Below are 17,072 nucleotides of genomic sequence, written 5' to 3'. Positions count from 1 at the left end.
CGCGCGCTGCATGCTGCCTCGCCACGACAGCGAGGCGTGTCTGTCGGACGCGCTATCGACTGCGATTGAGCCGCCCGCCCCTGTTGCTTCCTGTCCCCTCGTCAATAGGGGTTCTTCGGCGTTCGGTCCGCCGACAACGACGGCCGCGTCCGCTCGATCAGCGCCTCGATGGCGTCGGCAAGATGCACCTCGGAGATATTGTAGTCACCGCGCGCCACCCGCACCTTGTGCGCCTCCATGAGCACCTCGGCGTGGGTATGGCCGGCCGGCGGCTCGAAACGGTAGGAGGCGAGTTCGACCAAGAGCCCGAGCGGGTCCTCGAAATAGATCGAGTCCATGAAGCCGCGGTCCTTGACGCCGCTGTGCCGGATCTCCCGCTCGTCAAGGCGCTCGACCGCCTGCTGGAACGTCGCGCGCGAAACCGCGAAGGCGATGTGATGCACGCAGCCGATGTCGGTCGACGTGCGCTTCGGATCTGGCTTGCGGTTCTCGTCGGTGAAGACGGTGATCAGCCGGCCATCGCCCGGGTCGAAATAGAGATGGCTTTCCGTCGCCCGGTCGAGGTTCGGCTGCTCGAAGACGAAAGGCATGCCGAGCAGGCCTTCCCAGAAATTGATCGATGTCTGCCGGTCCGCGCCGACCAGCGTGATGTGATGAACCCCTTGCGATTGCAGCTTTCGCATCGTCGTCCTCCCGTCTTTTTTGAGGATGCAGGCGGGAACCGCTTGCCAGGTTTCCCCATCCGGCTTGTTCTATGCTGAAAAGGTTGCAGACCGTAGAGCGTGTAACGGTTTCCCGTCTGGAATTTACGCGTTAGGTCCATGGACCGGTGAAATGCTCTACCGGCTTGCGCTCACGACGTGGGCCCTGATCCGCCCCTCGATCGCCCCCTCGCCGAAGCGTTGCCGAAGGGCATCGGCTGCCGCCCGCGTCGCCGCGTGGAGGCCCGTAGGGTCGCGAACCTCGATTTCGTTTCTGAGCGGCGACCCCTGGCACAAGCCGGTCGCGATCTCCTCCGCCGAAAGCGCTCCGCTTTTCATTTCCAGCGTCTCCAGCGTGATGTTGCGGAAACCGGCCGCCTCCAGGTCGGCGCGGACGGCGGCCGGGTCACCATAGCCATACGGTGTTCTCGCGAGGAAACGCGGCGGGTCGTCGGGAAAATGCCTGGCCAGGGCTTCCGTCACGGCCAGCGGCAATTCGTTCGCCTCGATCGCGTCCCAGACATTGAAGAGGAAATAGCCGCCCGGCTTCAGCACGCGGTGAGCCTCGCGGTGGGCCTGCACTCTGTCCGGAAAGAACATCGCCCCGAACTGGCAGAGGACGACGTCGAAGCTCCAGGCTTGGAACGGCAGCGCCAGCGCATCCGCCTGCCGCCAGGTGATGCGCGGATCGTCGCCCTGCCTTTCAGCCGCAAGATCGAGCATCGGCTGGTTGAGGTCGGTCGCGACGAGCCGCGCGTTGGCGTCCATTTGCGGCGCGAGCGCGCGGGTGACGACACCGGTTCCGGCCGCGATCTCCAGAATGTCATGGGGCTTTAGCCGTGCCACGCGCGCGGCAAGGTCGCGGGCATAACCCGCGAAGATGAGCGGCACAAGCAGGCGGTCGTAGAGATCGGGTATCGCGCCCGCAAACACCTTGTCCATTTCCGCCATCGTGCTCGCCCTCCCGCCAAACACATGTCCTACAGCGCCGTGCGTCTTTTCAGACGCGCAAAGGTCGCTGTAGCACTTCGGATTGCTGCATGTTTTTGTCCTTAAATCAGGCCCCGATTTTAAGGAAACATGCAGTAGCGCGATCATACGCCGGTCGAGACGAGCGCGGAAGGTGGGTGATCCGACGTCGTCGGCCTTACCGATATCCGGTCGCGTCCGCCGGTTTGCCGGGGTCCATCACCTCGTCCATGTAGCGCCAGCAATCCGGCCGCGAGCCGTCGAGATCGGTGAAGCCGTAGACCTTGGCGAGGCCGCCGCTTGAGAGAGACTTGCCGTTCCAGCGGGCCTTGTCCGGGTCGGCGGCAAGTGCTGCCACCGCGCGGCCGATGAAGTGGGGCGTTTCGGATATGACGAAGTGCGGCTGCTTCTCAGCCGCGTCGCGCCAGTTGGCCTCCGTCACGCCGAAGGCCTCCAGCATCATTTCCGAACGCAGCCAGCCGGGCGTGAGCGAAACCGCCGTGGCGCCGTGGGACGCAAGATCCTTGGCGTGCGCCCAAGCCATACGGTTCGCCGAAACCTTGGCGAGATCGTAGAAGGGGGAGAGCCGGTAGTGCTCGGCATTGTATTCGGCCGTGCCGTCCGTCACCTCGACGAGAAGCCCACCCGGGCGTTCGATCAGAAGCGGCAGGGCGTGGTGCGCGGTGATGAGATGCGTGTCGATCGCAAGCCTGAGTATCCGGAGACCGTTTTCGAGATTGTGGTCCCAGACCGGCTTGTTCCACTCGAACAGCCGCTCGCCGCCCCAGATGTCGTTGACGAGAATATCGAGCCGGCCGCGCTCCTGGCGGATGCGCTCGACGAGCGCTTTCACCTGCTCCGCCTCCAGATGGTCGACCTGAACGGCAATCCCGACGCCGCCCGCTGCCGTCACCCGCTCCGCCGTTTCCTCGATCGTCTCCGGCCGGCGGTACTCCGATTGCTCCGTGCGCGTCGTCCGCCCGGTGACGTAGACGGTCGCTCCCGCGGCCCCGAGTTCCACCCCGATCCCGCGTCCCGCGCCGCGTGTTCCGCCGGCGACCAGCGCCACTTTTCCCGTGAGCGACATCCCTTCCTCCATCAAACCATTGGCATTCGGCGTGAGCATTATATATAAACGCTTATTCGGTTATAAATAAAGGTCCTAAATGCCTCGCCCCAAAACCATGTCTGACGAAGACGTGCTCGACACGGCGCTCGAGATCATGCGGAAGCACGGACCGGACGCACTGACCTTCGCCGCACTTTCGGCCGGCTGCGGCCTTTCCGCCTCGACGCTGGTGCAGCGCTTCGACAGCAAGGCGCGGCTCATCCAGGCCGCCCTCCTGCAAGCCTGGGACCGGCTCGACCGCCTGACGCTCGAACTTGCCAAGAGCACCCCGAAGACGCCTGAAGGCGCGGTGGCGCTGCTCGTCGGGCTTTCCGGCGATTACGGCGGCATCGAGTCCTATGCCGACGACCTCATGATCCTGCGCGAGGACTTGCGTGACCCGGCGCTCCGCGCACGCGGCGCACGCTGGCGCGACGTGCTGTCGGAAGCGATCGATGCGCGCTTCGCCGATGCACCGCAGGCACCCGCCGGCATCGGCCTGATGATGGCCGCCCAGTGGCAGGGCGCCCTCCTCTGGTGGAGTTTTGACCCGCGCATGCCGGTGCAGGACTACGTCCGCGAAAGCCTCGACCGCTTTGTCGCCGCGTTCACGGAAAGCACAGGGTGAGCGAGTGAGTTGTCGGCAACAGGACGAGCAGCAACGGACGAGCGTTTCTCGGTTGGCTTGGTTTCACTGAGACATAGCCAAGGATTCCCTCATTCCTGTGCTTGTCACAGGAATCCAGCAGCGCCCAAGTCTTTGGGCGCGGGAGACTCTCTCCGCCTTCCCAAAGCTCCCCTTTTTCGCACCGCGATTGCGCCTTATAGTCACGACGCGACGGCATCCGGCCGAAGAGAAGGATTACCCGATGGCGCTTACTCTCTATCTCCATCCGCTCGCCTCCTTCTGCCACAAGGTGCTGATCGCGCTTTACGAGACCGGCACGCCCTTTGAAGGCCGGCTCATCGACCTCGCGGATGCCGAGGAGAACGCCCGTTTTCTCGAACTCTGGCCGGTCGGCAAGATTCCGGTGCTGCGCGACGAGGCCCGCGACCGAACGGTGCCCGAAACCTCGATCATCATCGAATATCTCGAGCGGTACTATCCCGGCAGGAGGCCGCTCATTCCGCTCGACGCAGCGCAGGCGCTCGAGGCACGGCTCTGGGATCGCTTCTTCGACCTCTATGTCCAGGTGCCGATGCAGAAGATCGTCACGGACAGGCTGCGTGCACCCGACGAGAGCGACCACCGCGGCGTCGCCGATGCGCGCGCAGCCCTCGCCGTCGCCTATGACATGGCCGAACGACAGGTGGCCGACAGGACTTTCGCAACCGGGGAGAGCTTCACGATTGCCGATTGCGCCGCCTGCCCCGCCCTCTTCTATGCCGGCATTCTCGTGCCGTTCGAAACAACCCACCCCAACCTCGCTGCCTATTTCGAGCGGCTGCTCTTGCGCCCGTCCTTCCAGCGCACGCTCGCCGAGGCGCGGCCCTATTTCGATCTCTTCCCCTACAAGGACGATATCCCCGAACGTTTCCTCTGACGGCGAACGCCGGCCAGAGGGCCAAGCTCGAATAGACATGGACGAACCTGCGTGCATTGAAGGTCGCCTCCCGCAAATTCCGCACGTATCCGGCGCCCAACTCCACTCATGATCGTACGGCGCCGGCCCCTGTGGTAATATCCACGCCAGCCTGCGCTGGCAGGAACCGTCCGGCGGAAAGCGCCCGCCGATTCCGCCAATCGCCCGCTTCATCGAGGACGCGGAAGTGAACCGGCAACGTGTCGTCATCGTCGCTGTGGCGCTTGCCGTGATCGGCGCCATCGTACCGATCGCGGCGATGCTCTATGTCTCCTGGAACCTCGCCGTCAGGTCCGAGCAGGATCGCCTGGAGCTTTTCGCGGAAAGAGCCATCACACGCGCCAACAGGTCGTTCGCCGAGGCAAGGCTTGTGCTCTTCACGATCGCCGATTCCGGCGTAGAGCCCTGCTCGCCCGACCACATCGCCCGCATGCGGCTCGCCGTCTTCGACAGCCGCGCCGTGGAGGAAATGGGCTATTTCGAGAACCGGCTTCTGAGGTGCACGTCCTGGGGCGTGACGGAGGGAGCGGTCGAGCAGGCCGGCGCGGATTACGTGACGCCCGACGGCATCGCCGTAACGATCCGGATCCAGCCCGCCGTCAGCGGCGGCAAACCGATGATGGCGCTTCACCACCGAAACTACAACGTGCTGGTCGATCCCTTGCGCTTCGTCGACGTGATACTCGACGAGGACATAACGCTCGCCATCGTCGGCGCAAACGGTACGCTCGTCAGCGCGCTGAATGCCCCGAATCCGGCCTTGATCAAATCGATCATTGCCGCGCCCCGGACCGGCATAGACGAAAACAACCTCTTCGCCGTGGCCCGCCGCGACGGCTGGCTGGCAATTGCGACCGCGCCGCGCACGGGCATGCGGAAAGATCTCAGGCGCCAGCAGATGATGCTCCTGCCGGTCGGCGCCTTCATCGCCGCCTTCATCGTCGGCATCGTCTACTGGCTTTCGAAGAAGCGGCTGTCGCCGCTCGGAGAACTGACGCTTGCCGTACAGAACAGGGAGTTCATCGTGCACTACCAGCCGATCGTTGCGTTGAAGACGCATATTTGCGTCGGCGCGGAAGCGCTGGTGCGGTGGCGGCGTCCGGACGGATCGATCGTCCGCCCCGATCTCTTCATTCCTCTGGCCGAGGAAAGCGGCCTTATCCTGCCCATCACCGATCAGGTGATCCAGGCAGTCGTCTCCGATCTCGGCAAGCTTCTCGTCGCCGATCGCGGGCTGCACATCGCCATCAATCTCAGCGTGTCCGACCTCAAGACCGGGCGATTCCTGTCGGTGATCGAGAACGCGCTCGACCATACCGGAATACACAACGAGCAAATCTGGCTGGAAATGACCGAGCGCGGCCTGATGGACATCGAGTCCGCGCGGGAGACGATCACAGCGGCGCGCGCACGCGGGCATATGGTCGCGATCGACGATTTCGGAACGGGCTATTCGAGCCTCCAATATCTGCAGGGACTACCGCTCGATGCCCTGAAAATCGACAAGACCTTCATCGACACGGTCGGCAGGGATACGGCGACGAGCTCGGTCACACCGCACATCATAGACATGGCTAGGACGCTGTCCCTCGTCGCCGTGGCGGAAGGCGTCAAGACAAAGGAACAGGCGGATAGTCTGGCGGCACTGGGAGTCGCCTTCGGCCAGGGTTGGTTCTTCGCCCGGCCGCTGCCGCTCGAAGAATTCATCGCGTTCTATCACCAAAGCAAACAGCAATACGGCGCGAGCCCGGACGTTCTTCCACGGATGCCCGCCTACGGCACGGTTCCTTAAATCGGGACCGGAAACATGCAGCGACCCAAGGCTCGCGGCGCCCGCCCGCGCCCCCGCTACCCAGTTTGAAAACCACGGAAGGATCAAGAAATGGAATACCGTCTGCTCGGCCGCTCGGGCCTGAAAATCTCGACGATCACCATGGGCACGATGACCATCGGCGGCGGCGGCAAGTTCGCCCAGGTCGGCAATGTCGGGATCGACGAAGCGCGCCGCTACGTCGATCTCTGCCTCGATGCCGGCGTCAACCTGATCGATACCGCCAATGTCTATTCCGCCGGCGCGTCGGAAGAGATCATCGGCGATGTCCTCGGCGGCAAGCGAAAGAACGGCGTGCTTATTGCCACGAAGGCGCGCTTTTCCATGGGTCCAGGCCCGAACGACGGCGGCCTCTCGCGCCATCACCTGATCAGCGAATGCGAGGCGAGCCTCAAGCGACTGAAGACGGACGTCATCGATCTCTATCAGGTGCATCAATGGGACGGCCAGACGCCGCTCGAAGAGACGATTGCCGCGCTGGACACGCTCGTCAACCAAGGCAAGGTGCGCTACATCGGCTGCTCCAACTATTCCGGCTGGCACATCATGAAGGCGCTCGGCATCAGCGCGAGCGAGCATCGCCACCGCTTCGTCAGCCAGCAGATCCACTACACGCTCGAGGCCCGCGAGGCCGAATACGAGCTGATCCCGATCGCGATCGATCAGGGCCTCGGCGTGCTCGTATGGAGCCCTCTCGCCGGTGGCCTCCTGTCCGGCAAGCACCGGCGCGACCAGACGCCCGAAGGCACGCGCCAGCTCGCCGGCTGGAACGAGCCGCCGATCCGCGACGAGGACCGGCTGTGGAAGATCGTCGACATGCTGGTGGCAATCGCCGGCGAGCGCGGCATCTCGCCCGCGCAAGTGGCGCTCGCTTGGGCGATCGGCCGAAAGGGCGTGACCTCCGTCATCATCGGCGGACGCAAGGAGGAACAGTTCCGCGACAACCTCGCCGCCGCCAGCCTCAAGCTTACCGACGAGGAACGCGAGCTCCTCGACGCCGTCAGCCTGCCGCCGCTCATCTATCCCTATTGGCACCAGCTCTGGACCGCCAAGGATCGCCTCGGCGAGGCCGACCTGTCGCTGCTCGGGCCGCATGTTTGACGGACGTGTTGTGAGGCGCTCCTACTGCGTCGCTTTCAGAAGCTCCTGGAAGCGCGGGTGCGAGCGGATCGAATCGAGATCGGAATCGTTCCAGATCCAGGCGTGAAGCTCCGGCGAAACGAGCGGAAGGGAGTGTTCCAGCAACTCCATCGCGAGGTCGTGTTCTCCGAGCAGCGCGTAGGCGCAGGCGTTGTTGTAGCATGCCCGCGCGTCCTCCGGATCGATGGCGTTGACCCGCGCGATTAAATCCAGTGCGCGGTCGCGTTCGCCCAAGGCTGCGCATGTGCACGCGCCAAGTTGGGCGGCATCGGAGCTTTCCGGGTGCAGCACCATGCTCCGCTCCACGCGCTCAAGGCCGATCCTTATGAACCTTTCCTTCTTCTCCAGCTGGCCAAGGCGGTCTAGCGCGTTTCCGGCCAGGACCGGAGAGCGGTAGTCGTCAGGACGGATCTCGGCGGCCCGCTCGTAGTGCTCGACGGCTTTCTCGTAGTCGCATCGGACAAAACAGTGGCGCGCATAGAAATAATGGGCCTCGTGAGAGTTTGGATCGAGCGCGAGCGCGCGCTCGAAGGCGGCGGCCGCTTCCTCGTAGCGTCCGATCGTCGAGAGCGCGTAACCATGCGACGCGTGCACCTCCGGCAGCCCGGGATCGAGTTCCAGCGCCTTGGCGCACGTCTCGAGCAGGGATTCCGGCGGGATGTTCACACCGTGGAAGCCACAGAGAAACGAGTCGCAGTCCGCTATGCCGGCGTAGGCGCGTGCAAAATCGGGATCGAGTTCCGCCGCGTAGGTGAACATCCGCCGGGCGTGTTGCAGGGATGCCTTCGTCATCGTGTGGAAAAGCTCCCGCCCCTTGAGGCAATAGTTATAGGCCTCGACACTTGCGGTGGCGGGCTGTTCGATCGCCTTCCTCTCCTTTGGCAGCAGCCTGATCTTCAGCTGTGCGACGATCGCCTGCGTGATCTCGTCCTGGATGTCGAAGATGTCCGTGAGGTCCCGGTCATAACGCTCGGCCCAGAGGTGGCGTCCATCCTTGCCGTCGATCAACTGCCCGGTAATGCGGACGCGCTGGCCCGCCTTGCGCACACTTCCCTCCAGCAAGAAGCTGACGCCGAGCTCGGCCGCCACCCGCTGCGCCGTCACCCGTGTCCCCTTGTAGGCGAAGACCGTGTGGCGGGCGACGACGGAAAGGCCGGAGATTTTCGAAAGATCCGTGATTATGTCTTCTGTTATGCCGTCGGAAAAATACTCCTGCGCGGGATCGTCGCTCATGTTGTTGAACGGCAGAACCGCGATGGACGGCTTGTGCGCCGTTGCCGGCGCTCCGGATGGGTCGTTTGCCGTCTGCGGAACGTCCAGAACGACATTGTAGACCCGGACCGGCCGCTCGATGTTCTTCAGGAGCTGTTCGCCGGCATCCTCGAAGACAAGATCGAGCCGGTTGCCGACATGCTCGCGCACCGCGGCGGATACGGCGACGCCGCCCGGTTTCGCGAAATTCTCGATCCGCGCCGCGATGTTGACGCCGTCGCCGAAGATATCGTCGTTCTCGACAATCACATCGCCGATATTGACGCCTATGCGGAACTCGATCCGCCGGTCCATGGGCACGGCCGAATTACGCTGACGCATCTCCTTCTGGATCTTGGCGGCGCAATCGACGGCACTGACCACGCTTTCGAACTCGACCAGCATGCCGTCGCCGATCAGCTTGACGATGCGCCCCTGATGGTCGGCCAACATGGCATCCACCAGCTCCGCGCGATGCGCCGTCAGCGCCGCAAGCGTTTCCGCCTCGTTTGCTCCCATGAGGCGACTGTAGCCGGCCACGTCGGCCGAAAGGATCGTTGTGAGGCGACGCTTCATTGCAAAACCCCCTCGTTCCGCAGTCTGAACTTATCAGGTTTGCGGCCAGAACGGCACCAGATTTAGCTTGCTCTCGCGGTCACCTCCGAGCATCGATCGAGCCGCCTTGGCGGCCCTTCGCCACCTCATTCCTGTGCTCGTCACAGGAATGAGGTGGGTGGGCCGATTGCCCCTTGAAATGCAAGAATTATATCATATGATATAAACAAGGAAATCAGAGGAGACGATCATGTCCAGCCTTCAGCCCGCAATCGTCCCTGATCGCGGGACCGCGAAACAGGAAGAAGCCGTCATCGTCAAGGCGGTCGTGCGCGCCTGCGAGTTCTGGAAGCTGACCAACAAGGAGTCTGCCGAACTCTTCGACGTGCCGATCGCTACCTGGAACCGCATGAAGGCCGGCGACTTCCGGGGCAGGCTCGACCAGGACAAGCGGACGCGCGCAAGCCTGATCGTCGGGATCTTCAAGGGACTGCGCCTGTTCTTCAACGGTCCCCTCACCTATCAGTGGCCGAAATCGGTCAATACCGGCCCGGTCTTCAACGGCAAGACGCCCGTCGCCACGATGATCGAGGGCGGCATCCCTGCGATGCTCCGCGTCCGCCGCTATGTCGACGGCCTGCGCGGTGGGCTATGATCCCCGAAATCGACTTCACCGATCCCGCGACGGTTCGGCTGATCTCCACCGCCTATATCGACGAACCGGCGGTCACACCGCTTTGCGACAACGACGACGAACTGGAGATTCTCAACCGGCTGGAGGCGCAGACCTCGGCGCGGCTGAGCCCGTTGGCGCTGCCCTCCGGCGTCAGCCCCACCGAACTGCTCAACGAATCCTTCGGCTATGGCTGGTCGCTGATCAACGCCGCCTTCTGTCATGCCCGCCCGCCTGGCAACCGCTTCAATGGCGAGGAGCGCGGCGCGTGGTACTGCGCCTTCGGGGCGCTGGCGAGCGAGACCTGCCAGGCGGAGATCATCTTTCACCGCACGCGGGCGCTCCGCGACGCCGGAAATTTCAACGACATCGGCCACTATCGCGAGCTGATCGCCGGCTTCCTCTGCCGCTTCCATGACGTGCGCGGCGAAAGGGGCGCGGCCTATCTCGATTCCGATCCGGCGGTCGCCTATCCGGCCGGCCAGGCGCTCGCCGGCACCATCCTCGCCAAGGGCGGCAATGGCGTGATCTATCCCTCCGCCCGCCACGCGCAAGGCGAATGCCTTGCCGTCTTCCGCCCCGCCGTCATCCAGAACATCCGCCAGGGCCGCACGATAACCTTCGAATGGACAGGCTCGCCGGTGCCGAGGATCTTGAGCGAAATGGCAAGCTAAAGCGGGATGAGGAAAAGTGTGCGCGGTTTTCCGCCCGCATCCCGCGTCTCAACTCATCATGATCTAAGCGGCGAGAAACGCGCGGGCAAAGCCTGGTTCCGTGACCTGGATCGATCCTTCCGGGAGCTTCAGAATCCGTTCCACGGCCAGACCGTAGCTCTGCATCCAGCTATCGAGCATGGCCGCCGCGCTCTCGACGTCGCCGGCTTCCGCCTGCTGCAGGGCGCGGTGCATGACCTTGGCGACGCCCAGTCGGAGGTTAAGCAGCATCAGCGCCATCGCTTCGGGATCGGGCGCATCGAGGGTTCCCTCCTCTTGGCCACGCCTCAGGATTTCCGTCATGAACGGCAGGGTGACGGCGGTCAACGCCTCGTCGATGCGGTGGTAGAGGACGATGTTTTCCGGCTTGAAGAGAGCATTGAAGGTGTTCTTCAATTGCGGGGCCATGTCCACCTTCATGCGCCGCGAGTTGGCAAAAAGCGCATTCAGGCGACCGACGGCGTCGAGCGACGGATCATCGAGAAGCGGCCGCATCTCATCCAGGCTCTGGCGGGCCATTCGCGCGGCAAGCGCCTCCAGCAGCGCCTCCTTCGACGCGAAGTAATGGTAGAAGGCGCCCTTGGACAGGCCCGCCTTCCGGATCACGTCATTGACCGTCGTATTCTCGTATCCGTGTTCAAAGAAGAGACGCTGCGCGCAATCGATCAGCTCATTCGTTCGAACATCCGGCGATTTTATAATTCGAGCCATGGTCGTCCTGGGAATGGGGCGCAACGTGCTACACGTGGTATCGAGCCCGCGCGAAACCCTGCGGTGGAAGTATTGACTTGATAATAGACCGACGGTCGGTCTATTACTAGAGCGCATACCGCCTTCAGGAATGCTCCAGATCAAAGTCTGGCGCATCCTTTGCGTGTTTACTCCAACGCGCAGCCTCTGGAGGCAAGGCATTCGGTTTCCGTGGAGAGATTTCGTGCGGTTGAAGCGTTATGCGATCGCCATTGCAATGACCGCGGCGGCGGGTGCGGCGGCTTACTGGTACGTCTCCCGTCCGGCGCCCGTGGCCGTGGTCACGCCGAAGCGTGGCGATGCGGCCGAAATCGTCTATGCGAGCGGCGTCGTGGAACCACGCATCTGGGCCAAGGTCACGCCCACTGTGCGCGAGCGCATCGTCGAGCAATGCAATTGCGAGGGCGAGCGCGTGGAAAAGGACCATGTGCTCGCACGCCTCGACGACACGGAGGCGCGCGCCACGCGCGGCGAACTCCAGGCGCGGCTGTCGCTGGCGCAGGAGGAGTATCGCCGCAAGCTCGCTCTTTCCGCGCGCAACACGATCAGCGAGCAGGAGGTTGACAGGGCCCGCACCGAAGTGGCGCAATTGGAGGCGCTGATAGCCGCCCAGCAAGCACGGCTCGCGAGCTATGTGTTGCGCGCGCCGAGTGCCGGGCAGGTGCTGCGCCAGGACGGCGAGATCGGCGAGGTCGCGGAGCTCGGCACCGTCTTATTCTGGGTCGGCGAACCGAGACCCCTGATCGTCACGGCCGAAGTGAACGAAGAGGACATCCCGCGCGTCGAGGTGGGCCAGCGGGCGCTGTTGCGGTCCGACGCTTTTCCCGGGCAAGAACTGGAGGCGGTCGTCGACATCATCACGCCGAAGGGCGATCCGGTGACGAAGACCTACCGCGTGCGTTTCCGCCTGCCCGACGACACGCCGCTCCGGATCGGCATGTCCACCGATGTCAACGTGGTCGTGCGCCAGTCGCCGAACACGTTGATCCTTCCCTCGGGCGCCATCAGCGGCAAGCGGGTCGCCGTGGTCGAGGGCGGTGACGTGCGCCTGCGGGAGATCGAGACCGGCATACGCGGCACCGGCGGCGTCGAGGTTCTTTCGGGACTTGAGGAAACGGAACAGGTCATCTCCCCCTTCCCCGCCGACCTTGCCGAAGGCACGCGCGTGACCATTGCGGGAGGCGGCAGGAACTGAGGCGATCATGCACCTTATCCTCGATATCGCGTGGACGCACATTGCCGGTCGCGGCCGCCAGACCTTCGTCGCGATAGTCGGCGTGGCCGTCGGCGTCGGCTTCTCCATTGCGATGGCAGCGCTGATGCAGGGCGGCCAGGACGATTTCGTCCGCCAGCTCGTCGATACCATGCCGCATGTCGAGGTGAGCGACGAGCAGCGTTCGGCGCGCCGGCAGCCGGCGGAGGACATCTTCGAAGTAGCCGCCATATCTGGCTTGCGGCCGCGCGACGACCGCCGCGGCATCATCAACCCGACGGCAGCGCAATCATGGCTCGAGGAATGGGTCCCGGGACGCTTCGCCGCAAGGCTCAACGCCGAGGGCGTCATCCGCTATTCCGGCCGCGAGGTCGGCGCCGTGGTGATCGGCATCGATCCGGAGAGGGAGGCAAGCGTTTCGCCGATCGTCGAGGATTTCCGCGACGGAAGCTTCGCCGCGCTCACCGCCGGCGGCAACAATGTCGTGATCGGCGATACGATGGCTTCGAGACTGGGCGCCGGGCTTGGCGATACGATCACCGCGGTATCGTCGGAGGGTCTTACCCGCAACTTCAAGATCGTCGGGCTGTTTCACACCGGAACCACCGCGCGTGACGAAGGCGAGGCCTATGTGCTGCAGAAGAATGCACAGATCCTTTCCAACCGACCGAACGCGATCAACCGGATCAGCATCAAGCTCGACGTTCCGAATGCCGCCCCCGCGATTGCACGACGCGTCGAGGCGGAACTCGGCTACAAGGCGGTTGCCTGGCAGGAAGCGAACGAATCCATTCTGGAGGCGCTCGTGGTACGCAACATCATCATGTATACGGTCGTGGCCGCCATCATGCTCGTCGCCGGCTTCGGCATCTTCAACATCATCTCGACCATCACCCACGAGAAGGCGCGCGACATCGCCATCATGAAATCGCTCGGCTTCTCGGAAGCCGACATGCGGCGCCTCTTCGTGCTCGAAGGGCTGGCAATCGGCGGCGCGGGTTCGCTCCTCGGCTGGGCGCTCGGGTTTTCCATTACCTATGCGCTTTCACTCGTACACTTCGAAATCGCCGCGACCGGCCAGGAAATGACACGGCTGCCGATCGCCTGGAGCATGCTTCATTACCTGATCGCAACGGCCTCGGCGGTCGGCTCCGCGGCGGTCGCCGGCTACCTGCCCGCCCGGCGCGCGGCCCATCTCAACCCGGTTGACATCATCAGGGGCGCGACATGACGAGCCTGATCGAGACGACGGACCTCACGCGTATTCTCCACGAGGCGGTACCGGTCACGCTGGTGAGAAACGTCACGCTCAGTATCGGCGAGCGGGAATTCGTCGCCGTGACCGGCCCGTCAGGATCGGGAAAGTCGTCGCTCCTCTATCTCCTGGGTCTGCTCGACCGGCCGACCGCGGGAACGCTTAACATTCGCGGCCGCGATGCCGAACCGATGAGCGAGAAGGAGCGCGCCGTGACGCGCCTCGCCAACATCGGCTTCGTTTTCCAGTTCCACTTCCTGCTGCCCGAGTTCACCGCGCGAGAAAACGTCGAGATTCCGATGCGCAAGCTCGCCCGCCTCACCCGCGCCGAGATGCGCGAACGGGCGACGACACTGCTCTCATCGCTCGGGTTGGAAGAACACCTCCACAAGCGACCCGACCAACTTTCCGGCGGCCAGCGCCAGCGGGTCGCGGTCGCGAGAGCGCTCGCCAACGATCCGCCACTCATCCTCGCCGATGAGCCGACCGGCAGCCTCGACAGCAAGAGTTCGGAACAGGTGTTTGCGATCCTGGAAGCGCTCGTCAACGAGCGCGGCAAGACGGTCGTCGCCGTCACGCATGACCTCGACATGGCCGCCCGCATGCATCGGCGCATCCATCTCGTGGATGGCCGGATCAGCGAGGAAGAAGGCGCCAAACCGGGGTTTTAGACGACTACAGCGCCGCGCGTCTCACGAGACGTCACAGTGCACGGCAGAAGCCAGCTTCAGCCTCATCAGTTACGGTACGGCAAGACTTCTCGTCCTATCCTCATTCCTGTGCTTGTCACAGGAATCCAGCCAGCCCAAGTCCTTGGGCTGAAAAGACTCTCCCGCGGCGCGGCCATGGGGCTGCCACACTCGCCTCACTTCACCGCCGCCGCCTACTTGTTCCGGATCGCGCCGACGATCGTCTCGCCGAAGATCGCCCGTTGAAGCGAGGCCGCGAGCGATTCCGCATAGGGCGTGGCAATGTGATGACGATCGCGGAAGGTCAGTTTGCCGTCGATCACCGCGGGACACGTGGTTTTGTTGCAAAACAGGTCGACGACATCGACATAGGACGCATGGCCCACTTCGGTAACGACCTTTCGTTCCGCCGCCGGGATTGTCTCCTCCACCGCCTCGTTGCGCGGTGTGTCGCAAACGCTGGGGTTCTCGTCCTGCCACAGGGCGCGCGCAACGCATTTGTCCAGGTAGGATTTGTGCAGCGGGCCGTCCCGGAGCATGACGATATCGCTGCCGGTCTCTTTCAATGTCTCGACCGTGCGCTTGATGCCCTTGGCCCACTCGCTGACATCGATCTGGTAGCTGGATATGTGATTGATGTCGTTTCGGACATAGCTCGACGAATATTGCGAAAGGATCACGACGTCAGGCTTCAGCGAGGCGATCTCACCAAGCACCAGCTTCCTCCACTGGTCGCACTCGCTATAGTCCCGCGCCAACACCGAGTTCCAGGTCGTGACACTTGCCGCCGGACATGACGACTTCAGATAGGTGACGAGCCTCCAGCCGTTGCTCTCGGCAATTCGCTTGAGCGGCGTCGACCAATGGTCGGCATGGGAATCGCCGAAGAGAACGATCGTCTTTTTAGGGTTCTTGGCGCCGAATTCGCAGGCCCTTGGCGCAATCTCGTCCCTCTCGAGCACGCAGGCCGAATCGAATTCCCGCGCCGCCGATTTCCGTTCGGCGCTTTTGAGGACCTGCCTTTGCTCGGAATCGAGATTGAAGCTCGCCAAGGTGGCACTTCCGTAGGCAACCGTCGCCCCTGTCGCCGTGAGAAGCGCGGCGAGACCGAGCGATCGGCTGGTCTTGGCCGCTAGCCAGCCGCTGTGGCGCACCGGATTTTCGATGAAACGATAGCTGAAAAGCGAAAGGACGAGCGTGAGCGCCAGGCACAGGAGCCGATCGGCGATGGTCAGGTCCGGCTCGAGGATTCCCGCATAGACGATGACCGGCCAGTGCCAGAGATAGAGGGAATAGGAAAGTTTTCCGATCTCCTGGAACGGCTGAAGGGCGAGAACGGACCTCGGTCCGGCGCGGCTTTCATGCGCGCCGCTAAGAAGCACCATCACCGTGCCCAAGACCGGCACCAGGGCAATGGAGCCAGGAAAGGGAATATCCTCCGTCACGGTCAGATAGGCCGCCGCGATCAAGGCGAGCCCAAGCCAGCCGAGTACGGGCGAAAAGCGAAACCGTCTTGCCCACTGCTGCGAGACCGCCATCGAAGCCAAGCCACCGGCGGCGAACTCCCAGGCTCTCAGCGGCGAAAAATAGAACGCCCAGGGCTGCGAAATCGCAGTCACCCGCCAGCTAAGCGCAAAGGAAACCGCGGCCACGGCGGCGAGCAGGAGGAACAGGCCGCGCTTGCCCGGACGAAACCGCGCAAGAACCAGGAGGAGCGCGGGCCAGACGAGATAGAACTGCTCCTCGACCGAGAGCGACCAGTAATGGATGAACGGGTTGTTCGACGCGTCCGACGCAAAATAATCGACGGCCCAGCGAATGAGCCACAGGTTGATCATGTAGGACGAGGCAAACAGCGACCCTTTCGAATAAAACTGCTGCTCGGACGGCGCGAGAATAAAGTAGCCGAAAAGCAGCGTCGCCAGGATGACGAACAATGACGCCGGAAGCAGGCGGCGGGCGCGTCGGCCGTAAAAGCGCCAGAGATTGACCGTGCCGCTCCTCGCGATCTCCTGCTGCAGATGCCTGGTGATGAGGTAACCGGATATGACGAAGAAGATATCGACCCCGACGAAGCCGCCGGGCAGACCAGTCATGCCGAAGTGAAAGGCCACGACACCGGAGACCGCCAGGGCGCGCAGCCCTTCGATGTCGGGGCGAAAGCTTCCTGGGGCTGCTTGTGTGCTCAGGGCTTGTGTACTCATACCGCTGGTTGCATACCTTCTCAGGCGCCCCAGTTATTCATGGCACGAACAGATCTGGAGGCAAGGGGTTATATGACGCGACGCAGCATTCACTGCCGCAACGCAGCACATCATGGTGCGGTGATCCTGCCCGAAAATAAGGCGTCAATATGGGGCTTTTCTCGATTTTTTCCGTGGGCTTTGTACAATCACCCGCGCCCGGCCGGTCACACGCCCTTCACAGAGACCGGACAATTGCCGTCCGAATGCCCCCGGAATGGTGCGGCCAGAGAACAATCCGGGATTGAACAACACGAATATCACGCCCCCTCAAAAAGAAAGGGCCGGCATGCCGAAAACCCAAGAAACTCACGGTTCGACGCGACCTGCGCAGCGTGGCGTCGGAAGCACGGTGCCGGAGCGGGAACATTGTCGGTGACCACGAGAGAGGCGTGCTT

General features: G+C 63.3%; 15 protein-coding genes. 9 read left to right on the top strand and 6 right to left on the bottom strand.

Going from position 1 to position 17,072, the window contains the following annotated elements; genetic code table 11:
• Positions 1-101: 101 nt before the first annotated feature.
• From ILFOPFJJ_RS07845 to ILFOPFJJ_RS07835, 3 genes are all read right to left on the bottom strand, one after another.
• Positions 102-683, bottom strand: a complete 582-nt coding sequence (locus tag ILFOPFJJ_RS07845; RefSeq protein WP_173509951.1) for a VOC family protein — start codon at positions 681-683, stop codon at positions 102-104.
• A 156-nt stretch (positions 684-839) separates the two neighbouring features.
• The gene (locus tag ILFOPFJJ_RS07840) at positions 840-1,652 is read right to left on the bottom strand and encodes a class I SAM-dependent methyltransferase (protein ID WP_173509950.1); all 813 of its coding nucleotides are present in this window, start codon (positions 1,650-1,652) and stop codon (positions 840-842) included.
• 196 nt (positions 1,653-1,848) lie between these two features.
• Positions 1,849-2,757, bottom strand: a complete 909-nt coding sequence (locus tag ILFOPFJJ_RS07835; RefSeq protein WP_173509949.1) for an SDR family oxidoreductase — start codon at positions 2,755-2,757, stop codon at positions 1,849-1,851.
• 79 nt (positions 2,758-2,836) lie between these two features.
• On the opposite strand from ILFOPFJJ_RS07835, the gene ILFOPFJJ_RS07830 reads away from it, so the two are divergent.
• The 4 genes from ILFOPFJJ_RS07830 to ILFOPFJJ_RS07815 all read left to right on the top strand — a co-directional run bounded on the left by ILFOPFJJ_RS07830 (position 2,837) and on the right by ILFOPFJJ_RS07815 (position 7,293).
• Positions 2,837-3,406 (top strand): TetR/AcrR family transcriptional regulator, encoded by a 570-nt coding sequence (locus ILFOPFJJ_RS07830; RefSeq protein WP_173509948.1) that lies wholly within the window; start codon positions 2,837-2,839, stop codon positions 3,404-3,406.
• 241 nt (positions 3,407-3,647) lie between these two features.
• A complete protein-coding gene (locus ILFOPFJJ_RS07825; RefSeq protein ID WP_173509947.1) occupies positions 3,648-4,322 on the top strand; it encodes a glutathione S-transferase family protein in 675 nt (224 codons plus the stop codon).
• Between the two features lie 226 nt (positions 4,323-4,548).
• On the top strand, positions 4,549-6,153 hold the full coding sequence (locus tag ILFOPFJJ_RS07820) for an EAL domain-containing protein (RefSeq protein ID WP_173509946.1): 1,605 nt from the start codon (positions 4,549-4,551) through the stop codon (positions 6,151-6,153).
• Positions 6,154-6,243: 90 nt separating this feature from the next.
• On the top strand, positions 6,244-7,293 hold the full coding sequence (locus tag ILFOPFJJ_RS07815) for an aldo/keto reductase (protein ID WP_173509945.1): 1,050 nt from the start codon (positions 6,244-6,246) through the stop codon (positions 7,291-7,293).
• Positions 7,294-7,314: 21 nt separating this feature from the next.
• On the opposite strand, the gene ILFOPFJJ_RS07810 is transcribed toward ILFOPFJJ_RS07815, so the two are convergent.
• Positions 7,315-9,159 (bottom strand): adenylate/guanylate cyclase domain-containing protein, encoded by a 1,845-nt coding sequence (locus tag ILFOPFJJ_RS07810; protein ID WP_173509944.1) that lies wholly within the window; start codon positions 9,157-9,159, stop codon positions 7,315-7,317.
• 229 nt (positions 9,160-9,388) lie between these two features.
• On the opposite strand from ILFOPFJJ_RS07810, the gene ILFOPFJJ_RS34960 reads away from it, so the two are divergent.
• Both ILFOPFJJ_RS34960 and ILFOPFJJ_RS07800 read left to right on the top strand, forming a co-directional pair.
• Positions 9,389-9,793 carry an antitoxin Xre-like helix-turn-helix domain-containing protein gene (locus ILFOPFJJ_RS34960; protein ID WP_173509943.1) on the top strand — a complete coding sequence of 135 codons (405 nt, stop codon included), beginning with the start codon at positions 9,389-9,391 and terminating at the stop codon, positions 9,791-9,793.
• Positions 9,790-10,485, top strand: a complete 696-nt coding sequence (locus ILFOPFJJ_RS07800) for an RES family NAD+ phosphorylase (protein ID WP_173509942.1) — start codon at positions 9,790-9,792, stop codon at positions 10,483-10,485. Before ILFOPFJJ_RS34960 ends, ILFOPFJJ_RS07800 begins: the two co-directional genes overlap by 4 nt.
• A gap of 63 nt (positions 10,486-10,548) precedes the next feature.
• On the opposite strand, the gene ILFOPFJJ_RS07795 is transcribed toward ILFOPFJJ_RS07800, so the two are convergent.
• Positions 10,549-11,235: a TetR/AcrR family transcriptional regulator gene (locus ILFOPFJJ_RS07795; protein ID WP_173509941.1), complete on the bottom strand. Its 687-nt coding sequence runs from the start codon at positions 11,233-11,235 to the stop codon at positions 10,549-10,551.
• A gap of 256 nt (positions 11,236-11,491) precedes the next feature.
• Between ILFOPFJJ_RS07795 and ILFOPFJJ_RS07790 the strand changes: the two genes are divergently transcribed.
• From ILFOPFJJ_RS07790 to ILFOPFJJ_RS07780, 3 genes are read left to right on the top strand one after another with little or no spacing between them, the layout of a single operon-like run.
• Positions 11,492-12,469, top strand: coding sequence for an efflux RND transporter periplasmic adaptor subunit (locus ILFOPFJJ_RS07790; RefSeq protein ID WP_173510190.1), 978 nt, complete (start codon positions 11,492-11,494; stop codon positions 12,467-12,469).
• A 7-nt stretch (positions 12,470-12,476) separates the two neighbouring features.
• Complete coding sequence (locus tag ILFOPFJJ_RS07785; protein ID WP_173509940.1) at positions 12,477-13,718, top strand: ABC transporter permease; 1,242 nt, start codon at positions 12,477-12,479, stop codon at positions 13,716-13,718.
• Positions 13,715-14,413: an ABC transporter ATP-binding protein gene (locus ILFOPFJJ_RS07780; RefSeq protein WP_173509939.1), complete on the top strand. Its 699-nt coding sequence runs from the start codon at positions 13,715-13,717 to the stop codon at positions 14,411-14,413. The genes ILFOPFJJ_RS07785 and ILFOPFJJ_RS07780 overlap by 4 nt, the downstream gene beginning before the upstream one ends.
• A gap of 212 nt (positions 14,414-14,625) precedes the next feature.
• Here ILFOPFJJ_RS07780 and ILFOPFJJ_RS07775 read toward each other — a convergent pair whose 3' ends face one another.
• Positions 14,626-16,635, bottom strand: a complete 2,010-nt coding sequence (locus tag ILFOPFJJ_RS07775) for an acyltransferase family protein (protein WP_246299492.1) — start codon at positions 16,633-16,635, stop codon at positions 14,626-14,628.
• Between the last annotated feature and the right edge of the window lie 437 nt (positions 16,636-17,072).

It is taken from the genome of Sinorhizobium psoraleae, assembly GCF_013283645.1.
GTDB classification, from domain to species: Bacteria; Pseudomonadota; Alphaproteobacteria; order Rhizobiales; family Rhizobiaceae; genus Sinorhizobium; species Sinorhizobium psoraleae.
This window is presented reverse-complemented; position numbering and strand designations above follow the sequence as displayed.

Coding starts and splice junctions, on each gene's coding strand:
- ILFOPFJJ_RS07810 (WP_173509944.1), bottom strand. CDS start 9,159: ATGAAGCGTCGCCTCACAACGATCCTTTCGGCCGACGTGGCCGGCTAC.
- ILFOPFJJ_RS07830 (WP_173509948.1), top strand. CDS start 2,837: ATGCCTCGCCCCAAAACCATGTCTGACGAAGACGTGCTCGACACGGCG.
- ILFOPFJJ_RS34960 (WP_173509943.1), top strand. CDS start 9,389: ATGTCCAGCCTTCAGCCCGCAATCGTCCCTGATCGCGGGACCGCGAAA.
- ILFOPFJJ_RS07825 (WP_173509947.1), top strand. CDS start 3,648: ATGGCGCTTACTCTCTATCTCCATCCGCTCGCCTCCTTCTGCCACAAG.
- ILFOPFJJ_RS07845 (WP_173509951.1), bottom strand. CDS start 683: ATGCGAAAGCTGCAATCGCAAGGGGTTCATCACATCACGCTGGTCGGC.
- ILFOPFJJ_RS07790 (WP_173510190.1), top strand. CDS start 11,492: ATGACCGCGGCGGCGGGTGCGGCGGCTTACTGGTACGTCTCCCGTCCG.
- ILFOPFJJ_RS07785 (WP_173509940.1), top strand. CDS start 12,477: ATGCACCTTATCCTCGATATCGCGTGGACGCACATTGCCGGTCGCGGC.
- ILFOPFJJ_RS07775 (WP_246299492.1), bottom strand. CDS start 16,635: ATGAGTACACAAGCCCTGAGCACACAAGCAGCCCCAGGAAGCTTTCGC.
- ILFOPFJJ_RS07815 (WP_173509945.1), top strand. CDS start 6,244: ATGGAATACCGTCTGCTCGGCCGCTCGGGCCTGAAAATCTCGACGATC.
- ILFOPFJJ_RS07835 (WP_173509949.1), bottom strand. CDS start 2,757: ATGTCGCTCACGGGAAAAGTGGCGCTGGTCGCCGGCGGAACACGCGGC.
- ILFOPFJJ_RS07795 (WP_173509941.1), bottom strand. CDS start 11,235: ATGGCTCGAATTATAAAATCGCCGGATGTTCGAACGAATGAGCTGATC.
- ILFOPFJJ_RS07840 (WP_173509950.1), bottom strand. CDS start 1,652: ATGGCGGAAATGGACAAGGTGTTTGCGGGCGCGATACCCGATCTCTAC.
- ILFOPFJJ_RS07780 (WP_173509939.1), top strand. CDS start 13,715: ATGACGAGCCTGATCGAGACGACGGACCTCACGCGTATTCTCCACGAG.
- ILFOPFJJ_RS07800 (WP_173509942.1), top strand. CDS start 9,790: ATGATCCCCGAAATCGACTTCACCGATCCCGCGACGGTTCGGCTGATC.